The sequence below is a fragment of the Slackia sp. genome (assembly GCF_977041755.1).
On the sequence record NZ_CDRRGL010000058.1, the window covers coordinates 1 to 11,285 of the forward strand.

General features: G+C 60.5%; 11 protein-coding genes and 1 pseudogene. 8 read left to right on the forward strand and 4 right to left on the reverse strand.

The window, feature by feature from the left end; genetic code table 11:
• On the forward strand, positions 1–253 hold a 253-nt coding region (locus ACWI8T_RS05665; protein ID WP_449138255.1), incomplete at its 5' end, for a DUF5808 domain-containing protein.
• A gap of 297 nt (positions 254–550) precedes the next feature.
• On the opposite strand, the gene ACWI8T_RS05670 is transcribed toward ACWI8T_RS05665, so the two are convergent.
• Entirely contained in the window at positions 551–2,152 is a 1,602-nt protein-coding gene (locus ACWI8T_RS05670) for an FAD-dependent oxidoreductase (protein WP_449138256.1), read from the reverse strand.
• A gap of 142 nt (positions 2,153–2,294) precedes the next feature.
• Complete coding sequence (locus ACWI8T_RS05675) at positions 2,295–3,290, reverse strand: response regulator transcription factor (protein ID WP_449138257.1); 996 nt, start codon at positions 3,288–3,290, stop codon at positions 2,295–2,297.
• Positions 3,291–4,027: 737 nt separating this feature from the next.
• Here ACWI8T_RS05675 and ACWI8T_RS05680 point away from each other — a divergent pair.
• Complete coding sequence (locus tag ACWI8T_RS05680; protein ID WP_449138258.1) at positions 4,028–4,486, forward strand: GNAT family N-acetyltransferase; 459 nt, start codon at positions 4,028–4,030, stop codon at positions 4,484–4,486.
• A gap of 60 nt (positions 4,487–4,546) precedes the next feature.
• Here ACWI8T_RS05680 and ACWI8T_RS05685 read toward each other — a convergent pair whose 3' ends face one another.
• The gene (locus ACWI8T_RS05685) at positions 4,547–4,678 is read right to left on the reverse strand and encodes a hypothetical protein (RefSeq protein ID WP_449138259.1); all 132 of its coding nucleotides are present in this window, start codon (positions 4,676–4,678) and stop codon (positions 4,547–4,549) included.
• A 422-nt stretch (positions 4,679–5,100) separates the two neighbouring features.
• Positions 5,101–5,325, reverse strand: a pseudogene (locus ACWI8T_RS05690) (cytochrome c3 family protein); the annotation flags it as partial.
• 746 nt (positions 5,326–6,071) lie between these two features.
• Here ACWI8T_RS05690 and pyrR point away from each other — a divergent pair.
• The 6 genes from pyrR to pyrF all read left to right on the forward strand — a co-directional run.
• Entirely contained in the window at positions 6,072–6,659 is a 588-nt protein-coding gene (gene pyrR / locus ACWI8T_RS05695; RefSeq protein ID WP_114614952.1) for a bifunctional pyr operon transcriptional regulator/uracil phosphoribosyltransferase PyrR, read from the forward strand.
• Between the two features lie 5 nt (positions 6,660–6,664).
• Positions 6,665–7,594 carry an aspartate carbamoyltransferase catalytic subunit gene (locus ACWI8T_RS05700; RefSeq protein WP_114614953.1) on the forward strand — a complete coding sequence of 310 codons (930 nt, stop codon included), beginning with the start codon at positions 6,665–6,667 and terminating at the stop codon, positions 7,592–7,594.
• Positions 7,594–8,886 carry a dihydroorotase gene (locus ACWI8T_RS05705; protein WP_114614954.1) on the forward strand — a complete coding sequence of 431 codons (1,293 nt, stop codon included), beginning with the start codon at positions 7,594–7,596 and terminating at the stop codon, positions 8,884–8,886. The genes ACWI8T_RS05700 and ACWI8T_RS05705 overlap by 1 nt, the downstream gene beginning before the upstream one ends.
• Before the next feature lie 106 nt (positions 8,887–8,992).
• Complete coding sequence (locus ACWI8T_RS05710) at positions 8,993–9,787, forward strand: dihydroorotate dehydrogenase electron transfer subunit (RefSeq protein ID WP_449138260.1); 795 nt, start codon at positions 8,993–8,995, stop codon at positions 9,785–9,787.
• Complete coding sequence (locus ACWI8T_RS05715) at positions 9,787–10,701, forward strand: dihydroorotate dehydrogenase (protein ID WP_123218761.1); 915 nt, start codon at positions 9,787–9,789, stop codon at positions 10,699–10,701. Before ACWI8T_RS05710 ends, ACWI8T_RS05715 begins: the two co-directional genes overlap by 1 nt.
• The coding region (gene pyrF, locus ACWI8T_RS05720) for an orotidine-5'-phosphate decarboxylase (protein ID WP_449138261.1) at positions 10,695–11,285 on the forward strand (591 nt) is incomplete at its 3' end. The genes ACWI8T_RS05715 and pyrF, both read left to right, overlap by 7 nt.

Genomic DNA, 11,285 nt, shown 5'->3' on the forward strand with positions numbered 1-11,285 from the left:
CGAGGATTCGTCGGTTGCCAGCGCCGCGGGCGCGGGGGCAAGCTGGGCGACGTCGTTGCTGCGCGACAACGACCGGTACTGGAAGCTGGGCGTGTTCTACTTCAATCGCGAGGACCCCAGCCTCTTTCTGCCCGGGCGATTCGGCATCGGCTGGACCATGAACTGGGCCCGTCCCGCCGCCTGGGCCGTTCTTGCGGGCCTGGTGATAGTGGTCATCGCCATGGTCGCCTTCGCCTTCGCGATGGAGGGGTAGAGTTCCGGGCACGCGGGTACGAGGCGGGCCATCTGCTACTTGCCGCTCTCGCTCGACCAGCGCTTCAAGTGGGGTAAGAGCGTTACCATGAGTGGTTGCCGTGCCTGCTGGGCGTGGGGGAGCCTCGCCTAGCAGGATGTCGCCAAGATAGCTTCCGTGGCCGTTGGCGAAGTAGCTCACGTCGGCCCACAACGCTTCGGCACCTTCGGGTTTGAACCAGTACTGGCCGGAACGGTAATGCCCGGAAACCGAGGGGAAGTCGGTCTCCGGGCGGAAGGAAGGGTGACGACGAGCTTGCTAGCTCAGCGAAGCTATGTACTCCTTCGCAACTGATGCGGCCTTACGTCCGGAATTTACTTGGTGGCCGAACGCCGTTCCGGGAATGTTGATGGTATATACGCTGGCATAGTGGTTGTTGCCGTCGTTTCCGATGGCGTACAAGCCGGCAATGGGCTGCTTGTCCGCGTCCCAGACGCGCTGGTACTTGTCAATCAGCAGGCCGCCGGTCGAGAAGTAGTAGTCGAAAGCGAGGCGAGCCATGTAGAACGGCGCTTCGGCGATGGGCAGCATCAGCTCGGGAGCCTTGGAGAAATCGCGGTCCACGCCAAGTCGGCAGCTCTCGTTGTAGCGCTCGATCGTCGCATTCAATGCTTCGGGGTCGATGCCGAAGTTTTCCGCCAGCGCTTCGATGGTGTCCGCCGTCGCCAAGCTGCTCCCATCGTCGTTGGCAAGCGAGGTCTCGAACATCTCTCGTGCGGCGTCGTCCGTAGCGAATACTTGGCGGTAGATCGCATCGTCGAATACGATATAGGTCGCAGCGTTTCGCTTCGTTGCAAGGTAGCAGGAGGAACGCGAGATTTCGTTCGATGCATCCTCGCGGAGGAAACGGTCGCCAAACTGGTCGACCATGACATTGAAGGGGCTTCCGGCAATACCGGGCAGGCCGTTGATGGGGTTCATCGGGTCTTTCTTGTAGTCGGTCAAGGGGAATGCGGCAATCGAGGGCGCTATGCTCTGGGCGGTGGAGGCCATGTCGTCGAAGGCGCCGGCGGCCACGGCCATGCGGTATCCCCCTCCGGTAACCCCCGGGCCCATGAGGTCCATTCCCGTGGTGTCCCAGCCCTGCTTCGCAATAAGGTCGAGATCCGTTGCGAAGCCGCCGGTGGCCAAGACCACCGCCTTGGCATTGTAGAGCACGCATCCTTCTTCGCCTTCTGCGTAAACGCCGACGACCGCGCCGGAATCGTTGCGCACCAGGTCGGTCGCGGTTGTGCCGAGATGAACCTCAACTCCAAGGTCTTTCAGGCGTTTCGTCATTTGGGGGACGTAGCCGGCTCCGCAGCTGCCGTCCTTGAACCAGTGCATGGTGGCAACGTCGCCCGTGAAGTAGTTGTCCACGACCCCGTTATACTCGACGCCTTGCTCGAGGCACCAGTCGATGTTGTCGGCCGAAGCTTCGCAGAACTCGACCCAATCGGCTCCGTTGACGCCGTACTGCAGTTCCTTCATCTGGCCGGCGATGATATCGGCGGGTGCGATAGCGTCTATTCCCAAAGCCTTCTGCATGCTCGAGTTGATCGCGAACATGCCCTCTACGCCCTGAGCGTTGCCGCCTGTGGTTGTGCTCGTTTCGATAACCAGGCAGTTCGTGCCATCTATACCCGCCTGAACGGCACATGCGAGGCCGGAGCCGCCGCAGCCGACAATCAACAGGTCGGTGTCGTAGGTGGCCTTCGCGTCCTTCGGGGCGGGGGCTGCCCCAGCTTCGGTTTGGCCTTGGGAGGATGCCGAGGGCTTCCCTTGGGCACATCCTGTGGCTCCGAGAATGCCGAGCGTGCCCAAAGTGGCGGCTCCGGCAACGAACGAGCGCCTGCTCAGAAAATCGGTCGAGTTCTTCATGTCTACCTTCCTTCTATCCCCTTGGTCGGGACGATCCTCGAGAAGCCTTTTGCTCCTCGCTGGAAGGGAAGTGTAAATGGCCGTCGCCCTCCGTGTTCACCCTTGGGCGGGTGAAAGCTCAGGTAGGGATACGGTTCACCCCTTATTCACCCCTGCGTTTGCGGGCGGCTTTGCCTTGCACGAGCTCGATAAGCTCTTGCTTCGACGAGATGCCGAGCTTTGCATAGGCATGGCGCACATGGGACTTGATAGTGTCCTCGGAGAGAACGAGCGCAGAGGCGATTTCTTTGCGGGCCATGCCTTGGGCGGCGAGGGCGATGACTTCCGATTCTCGGGTGGTGAGGTTGCGCTCGGTGGCCAGCAGTCTGACAGCCGACGGAATCGCAGCGTTTTCCTCGATAGATTCGCTGGGCCGCACTATGCCCCAACCATATCGGACGTTTACATCGGTTGAAAGATAGAGAGCGGCAACAAGGACGCCGAACAGGCCTGTGGCTGCAAGTACGTTCAGGGAGACGCCCTTGGCAATGCCAACGCCGATAAGGACGACCCCAACTACCTGGCCCATGGCAAAGAAGAGCGTAGTGAGGCAAAGTACCCATAGGGTAGGTATGTCGAATTGCCGAACCAGATAGGCGCAGACTCCGCACATGACCACATGGAGAAAAGCGTAGCCGAGTGCAATGAGGGAGCAGCCGACCATAATCCCGAATCCCTGCAGGCACACGAGAAGAAGGCCTAGGGCAATGCAGGGAAGGGAGCAACGGTAGATAAGGCTGTTGTAGTCACGACGGAAGAGGAACACGAGGACGAAAACGAACAGCATGCCGACCAAGAACCACAGGGCATTGAACAGGAGGGTCGACCCGCTGTCTGGATAAAGCTGAACGAAGAGGATCAGCGAGCCGAAGGAGGCGCCGTGGATCATGGCGGTGAGAAGCAGCTTGTAGGGAACGAGCGGACGCTTGGTGTCGAGCCCGTGCTCGAACACGCGCTTGCGAGATGCCTTGCTTGGGTAACTTGCATTAGTCGTAAAGGGCAAAACCAACGGTATCGCCAAGATGGCTACCAGTTTTGCACAAGGTCCGAGAATGCTGATGACGATGAGAAGGGCCGAAGATCCAACCATCCCCACCATGCTGAGCGCAACGGCGTTTCTCGAGCCAGTGTAGTACTGGGCCGAAGCGCCTATGGGCATAATGAACGAGGTTCCGACGCACATTATCGCTGTTGCGGCAAACGAAACGACGGGTCGCAACGAGCCAAAGTCGAGAAGGCCTCCGGCAAGGGCAGCGTTGAGCACTCCGCCGAGCTCCATAAGCCCGCATGCGGCAAAAGACCATAGCCGCGATTCGAAAAGGCGCGTCAGCCTCCGATACGAGCAGAGCATGGCGAGATACCCCAGCGAGTAAACGGAGACGAAAAGCGCCCAGCTTGCGATGAGCGAGAGCGAAAGGTCGCCTTGGCCGTCAAGGAAGGCCGGAGCCTGGAACAGCAACCCGAGCCATAGAAAGAAAAGCCCCACGCTGATGGTTATGAAAGGATGCTGCCGTACCGTCGCGTCAACAAGCTTGGCTTCTAAGCTCAGCCGTTTTCCGAATGCTCTGTCAGATGATTTGCTCATGGGAAGGCATTATATCGCTTGGTCGAAGGGTTGTCGTCGGCCCTTTGCTGCGATTGCCCTCTGTTCATATTGCAGGTGCAGATGCGGCGGGCTTGCGGGCGCGGCGGGTTCGGGAGTATGGTGGACTTGGGACGGCGGCCAAAGGTGTAGGGGGGGGGACAGTGCGCGGTTTCGACAGCGGCATCGACGGCGAAGGGTGTGCGGGTGATGGCCTGGATGTCCCATGCGAAAGGCAGCTGCCCGTGCCCAACATGACGCTGGCAAGAATCGCCGATCGCCCCGAGCTGGTGCAGGAGGCTGCCGTATGGTTCGCCGGCAAGTGGGCCATCTCCGTTGGCGAGTACGCGGAGGGCATGGCGGAAAGCATCGAGCGGCCGTCGGCGGTTCCCCAGTGGTTCGTGCTGCGCGACGAGCATGCGGGCGGCGCCATCGTGGCGGGCTTCGGCATCGTCGACAACGACTTCCACGACCGAACCGACTTGGCGCCGAATCTGTGCGCGCTCTACGTGGAGGAGCCCTATCGCGGGCGTGGAATCGCTCGCTGGCTTCTGGATTGGGCCAGCAACCAGGCAAGGCTTTTGGGCTACGAGCGATTGTACCTGGTGACCGACCACGAGGACCTCTACGAGAGGTGCGGGTGGGAGTTCCTCGGCTATGCCCGCGAGGAAGACGGCAACCTCATCCGACTGTACGGGGACGGCTCGCGCTAGTTGGTACGTGAGGCAGCCGATTTTTCGGCCCGCCTCCTGGTTAGAGACACCAGTCTTCCGCTACCGCTCACCCTCGTCTGACCAGCGCTTCAGGTGGGGCAGCAGCGTTGTCATGGGCGAGACGGCTTTTTCGCGGGTGATGTCCAGGGCATCGGCTTTCAGCTGAGCTGTGGCCTCGATGAACTCGTCCATGTCCACGCCCTTGGCCGTCCGCCGCGTCCCCATCCGGGAAAACGACCGCCTGCAATCAAAACCCTCCGCATCCGTTTCCGAGGAAGTGCCGGTTCTGCAAGGCCTCAGGGCCGAAAAGCCTTGCAGAACTGCCCTCGCCTCGGAATTCGATTTGTAGAACCCGAGGGTCCTCGAAAGCCGGGCGGTCGACGGCCAACGGGAGGCGTAGTCCATTGCCCCCTGCGGATTGCGAGGGCCAAGATGCGCCCACCCGCATACTTTGGACGGTTGTACCACGCGAAATTGGCGTAGTCGCACGAACCATGCAGAATCTGTGGCATAGCCGTCCGAACCATGCAGCGGCCGCAATAGCTGCCCGAAGCTGTAATCGTGGGCGGAAGCGTGCGAACTCCTTCGAACCATCTGCCTCGGAAGGGACTGACCTACAGCTCGTGGCAGGTGTTGCATTCGTAGGCGTCCTTGTGGTGGCAGCTGCGGCAGAAGGCCTGGGCGGTCTCTTCCGCGGTCTTCGTGGAATGCATGGGGTGGCAGCTGGTGCATGTGACGTTTTCCGCGTGCTTCTCGGTGTCGGGCATGGCATGGGGGTTGACCGTGATGCCGTTCTTGTCGGTGAGCGCGGTAACGCCGGCCGTGGCCTCGGGCGTGTAGTCCTCGCTGTGGCAGCTAAGGCAGGTGTCGTTCTCGACCGCAGTCTTCTTAAGCTTCTTCGCCTCCGAAAATGGGGTGAGTTCAAAGTGATACTGTTTTCTGAACTCAGTCTAAATTCACACTCCATTGCGATAGTCTCAGGTGGCTTGCAACTATTCACAGAGACATCTCCCGTTTACCTGTCGAACAGAAATTACTCCAATGGAGCGAATGAGCCGAAAATAGCAGTATCAGATTATCCCTGAGCTGGGAAAAGAGAAGCCCTCCGGGTGATCCGAAGGGCTAATCGAAAGTGACACAATTCCCCAGTGGCTTGCAGATTATAGTCATCTCGGTGAACTAGACGAGACGAAGTTCCCTGGAATAATTGGAGTAAAATCAACACGAACGTATGTTCGGTCGCTCCCACTCATTGAGCGCAGGGGGGGTTGGACGCAGGTTTATGCCGGGCGGAGTAACGTCGGGTTGAGCCATGCTTTAAGGCCTATTTGCAAATACGCCATTCGCCATCATTTTCCGTAAATTCGCGCAAGGGGGGTTACGTGCGTGCGGATGGGTGTGTATACTGACAAGCGTCCTTTAAGACGGTACAGAGAGACCGGCAAGGCACGCGATAGGCACCGATCGTGAACATAATGGTGCCCACGGAAGCCTTAGCCTGCCCTGGCCAAGGCATTTTTTTTGCCCTGGTGGGCCGGCAGCACGGGTCAGCTGTACGCACTCAGTCAAAGAGAGGAGAGTGTGTATGAAAGACGCCTACCAGGTGAAATCGATCGTGATGGATGAGTCCGAGATCGAGCGATCGCTTACGCGCATCGCGCACCAAATTCTGGAGGCGAACCACGGCGCGCATGAAATTGTGCTCGTGGGCATCGTCACCCGCGGCGACGTTTTGGCCAAGCGTTTGGCTGACAAGATCGCCGAAATCGAAGGTGAGCAGCCGCCCTTGGGAAGCTTGGATATCAGCTTCTATCGCGACGACTTCCTGACCTACCTTTCCCCCGAAGTGCACGGCACGCACATCCCGTTTTCGCTTGACGGCAAAACCGTCGTGCTTATAGACGACGTGCTCTATACCGGTCGCACCATCCGCGCCGCGCTCGACGCCCTCATGGATTTGGGCCGTCCTGCCTCCATCCAACTTGCGGTGCTCGTTGACCGTGGCCACCGCGAGCTTCCCATCCGCGCCGACTACGTGGGTAAAAACGTGCCCTCGTCGCGCGACGAGAACGTCCGCCTGTTCCTCGAAGAGGTCGACGGAACATCTGCGGTTGAAATTCTGGATATGAAGCCGGGCGACCGCGCGCATGCGGCGCCGCTGGGGGGTGAATAAGTCGTATGGCTTTCGAACACAAGCATCTCATCGACATCAATGAGTATTCCGATACCGACATCATGACGATTCTCGAGACGGCCAAAACGCTGTCCGAGATCAATCAGCGCAAGATCAAGAAGGTCCCCACGCTCAAGGGCCTCACGGTCGTGAACATGTTCAACGAGCCTTCCACGCGCACGCGCTCGTCGTTTGAGCTGGCAGAGAAGCGCCTTTCTTGCGACAGCCTGAATTTCGGCGGCTCCTCCACGAGCTCCGTGAAGGGCGAGAGCCTCATCGATACGGTGGAAACGCTCAACGCGTACAAGATTGACATGATCATCGTTCGCGACAAGCATGCGGGCGCACCGCGCATCATTTCCGAGCATACGCCGGCAAGCGTCGTTGACGCGGGCGACGGCAAGCACCAGCATCCTACGCAGGCGCTGCTCGACCTGTACACCATCTGGGAGCACAAGCACGACTTCAACGGCCTGAAGGTCGGCATCGTGGGCGACATCGGACACTCTCGCGTGTGTGGCTCGCTCATTCCCGCACTGAAGATCATGGGTGCCGAAGTCACCGTTGTCGGCCCCGCCACGCTTATGCCGGCATGCCCCGAGGTGCTGGGCGCCGACCATGTGACGCCGTATCTCGACGATGTTTTGCCCGAGCTCGATGTGGTGTACATGCTGCGCATCCAGCGCGAACGCCTCGAGGGCGCGCCGTTCCCGAGCCTTCGTGAATACCATGAGCTGTTCGGTCTCACGAAGAAGCGCGAGCATCTCATGCGTCCCGACGCCATCGTGTGCCACCCGGGTCCCATCAACCGCGGCGTGGAATTCGACAGCTACATGGCCGATCACCCCGAGCGCTCGGTCATTCTCGAACAGGTCTATGCGGGCATCTGCGTGCGCATGGCCGTGCTGTATCTGCTTTTGGGAGGTGCCGAATAATGGCAATGCTGCTTAAGAACGCCCGCGTTATCGATCCCCAGGTTGAGCTCGACTGCGTGTGCGACGTGTTGGTCGAAGATGGCAAAATCGCCCAGGTGGGCGAGGGCATTGCCGCCGAAGGCGCCGAGGTGAAAGACCTTACGGGCAAGGTACTCGTGCCCGGCCTTGTCGACATGCATGTGCATCTGCGCGAACCCGGCTATGAGTTCAAAGAAGACATCGCGAGCGGCACGCGCGCGGCTGCCCATGGCGGTTTCACGGGCGTTTGCTCTATGCCCAATACCGATCCTGTTGCCGACGATGGCGCGGTTATCGAATACGTGAAGAGCCGCGCTGCCGAGGTTGGCAAGTGCCGCGTGTACCCGTCGGGCGCCATCACCCACGGTCTGAAGGGCGAGATCATCGCCGAAATGGGCGACATGGTAGCCCATGGCGCCGTTGCCTTCACCGATGACGGCAAGGGCGTGCAGGACGCCGGCATGATGCGTCGCGCCATGGATTACGGCAAGATGTTCGGCAAGGTTTTCATGGCGCACTGCCAAGATAACGGCCTTGTCGGCGACGGCCAGGTCAACGAGGGCGTCGTTTCCACGCGCCTCGGCATGCTCGGCTGGCCAGCCGCAGGCGAGGAGCTCGAAATCGCTCGCGACATCCAGCTGTGCGAGCTCACGGGCTGCCCGTTGCACATTCAGCACATCACCACGGCCAAGGGCCTCGAGATGGTTCGCAAGGCCAAGGAATCCGGCCTGCCCGTGACCTGCGAGGTTACGCCGCATCACCTCTTCCTTACCGAAGATGCACTGACCGATGCCTATGAAACCAACTTGAAGGTGAACCCGCCGCTGCGTACCGCCGCCGATGCCGCCGCTCTTATCGAGGGCGTCAAAGATGGCACGGTCGACGCTATCGTCACCGACCATGCGCCGCATGCTGCATGGGAGAAGGCTCGCGAATTCGAGCTCGCGCCCTTTGGCATGACGGGCCTCGAGACGAGCCTTGGCCTGGTGCTCACGAACCTCGTTGAGCCGGGCATCATCGACCTGTCCGACATGGTTGACCTCATGGCTGTTGCTCCGCGCGATATTCTTGGCCTGGAGCCGGTGAAGATCGCCGAGGGCAGCGTCGCAGACATCACCGTGTTCGACCCGAGCGTCGAATGGACCGTGGCCGTCGACGACTTCTGCTCGAAGGCGCACAATTCCGGCTTCGTCGGATGCGCGCTCAAGGGCCGCGCGACCGACGTGTTCGTCGGTGGCGAAGCAACGCTTTGCGACGGCGCTATCGTCGAATAGCAAACATGTGCGCGGGCGGAATCGTGGCTCGCTCGCGTATGATATATCGGGCAAAGGCGCGCATGCGCCTTTGCCCTCGTCTGTATTATGAAGTGAAGGGTTTTCCATGTGTGAATGCGAAGCGCATAACGGCACCCCGGCGTTTGAGGAGCGCGCATGCGTAGTCTCGAACGAGAACCTGGGTCCACGCCTGTATAAAATCACGCTGGCCGCTCCGAAAACCGCTGCGGCTATTCGTCCCGGCCAGTTCGTTCACATACTGCTGCCGGGCTTCGGCGCCCATATTCTGCGCCGCCCATTCTCGGTGTATGCCGCCAAGGGCGACAACGTCGAAATCATCTACCAAACGGTGGGCGAGGGCACGGCGTATTTGACCGAGGTTGAGACGGGCGCCGTATGCTCGCTTATCTCGCCTTTGGGCCATGGTTGGCAGCCGAGCGAGGGCAAAAGCCTCATCGTGGGCGGTGGCGTGGGTGCCGCGCCTTTGTTCATGTTCACCGAGCAGCTCGTGCGCGAAGGCCGTGAGGTCGAAGTTGTGCTTGGTGCCCAAACTACCAGCATGATGGTGACGCGTGACGACTATGCGAGCCTGTTGGGCCGCGATCCCATTGTGGCTACCGACGACGGCTCCCTTGGTTACGCGGGTTTTTGCACCGAACCTGTGCGCGAAGAGCTTGCGCGCGGCGACTATTCCGCAGTGTATTGCTGCGGCCCCACTCCGCTCATGCGTGCAGTTGCGGCTATCGCCGAAGAGGCGGGCGTGCCGTGCTGGGTTTCGATGGAAAAGCGCATGGCGTGCGGCGTAGGCGCATGCCTTTCGTGCGTGGTTGAAACGCAGGCGGGCAAGCGCCGCTCGTGCGTTGACGGCCCGGTGTTCAACACGAAGGAGCTGGTGTGGTAATGGCCGTGAATATGCAGGTGAACCTGGGTGGCCTCGTTATGGCCAACCCCGTGACCGATGCGAGCGGCACGTTTGCCGCCGGTCGTGAATATTCCGACTTCGTGAACGTTGCAGGAATGGGCGCGGTCACCACCAAGGGCGTTTCGCTCAATGGTTGGGAAGGCAATGAATCGCCGCGCATCGCCGAGACCCCCTCGGGCATGCTCAATTCCATCGGTTTGCAAAACCCCGGCGTGAAGCACTTGTGCGAGGTCGATTTGCCGTGGCTTAAGAGCCAGGGCGTGCCGGCGATCGTGAACGTGTCGGGCCACAGCCTTGAAGAATACGTTTCCGTGGTCGAGGCGCTTGAAGAGGACGGTCAGGCCGACGCGTACGAGATCAATATATCGTGTCCGAACGTTGACGCCGGCGGCCTTACGTTCGGAACGCATGTGCCTAGCGTCGAACGCGTGGTTTCTGCATGCCGCGAGGCTGCCACTAAGCCCATGATTGTGAAGCTCACACCGAACGTGACCGACATCACCGAAATCGCGAAGGCTGCCGAAGCTTCCGGCGCCGATGCCATTTCGCTTATCAACACGCTTTTGGGTATGGCAATCGATGCCCGCACGCGCAAGCCCGTGCTCGCTCGCGTGGTGGGCGGCCTTTCCGGCCCCGCTGTGAAACCTGTTGCTTTGCGCATGGTGTGGCAGTGCCACAACGCGGTGAAGGTTCCCATTTTGGGCATGGGCGGCATTTCCACTGCAACCGATGCGGTGGAATTCATGCTCGCCGGCGCTACCGCCGTGGCCGTTGGCACCGCGAACTTCACCAATCCCCATGCGGTTGACGAGGTTATCGCCGGCATTGAGGCATATTGCGAAGAGCAAGGCGTCGCAGACGTGAACGATTTGATTGGAGGGCTGCAATGTTAGCAGCATTTGAAAGCATTCCCCGTGCCGACCGCGTTATCGTCGCGCTCGACTGCCCCCGTGCTAAGGCGCTCGATCTTGCCGTTGCATTGCAGGGCAAGGCCAAGTGGCTCAAGATCGGCATGACGCTGTATTACTCCGAAGGTCCTGCCATCGTCGAGATCTTCAAGCTTCTGGGCTATAAGGTGTTTCTCGACCTGAAGTGCCATGACATTCCGCACCAGGTCGCAGGCGCTGCCGCATCGGCCGTCGAGGCGGGCGCCGACATGATCACCATGCATGCCGTGGGCGGCGTTCCCATGATGGAAGCCGCGCAGGCCGCCGTCGACAACACCGGCTGCGACACCGCGACGCTGGCCATCACGGTTCTTACGAGCATGGATGCTGCAACCCTCGCCGCCACAGGTGTCACGCGCGAACTCACCGATCAGGTGAAGACGCTCGCCTCGTGCGCGGCTGAGGCCGGCCTTTCGGGCGTTGTCGCTTCTCCGCAGGAAGCCGCTATGCTTCGCGAGCTGCTCGGCCCCGATGCCCTTATCGTCACTCCGGGCGTGCGGGCCCCCGGCCCCCCGGTTGGGGACCACAGC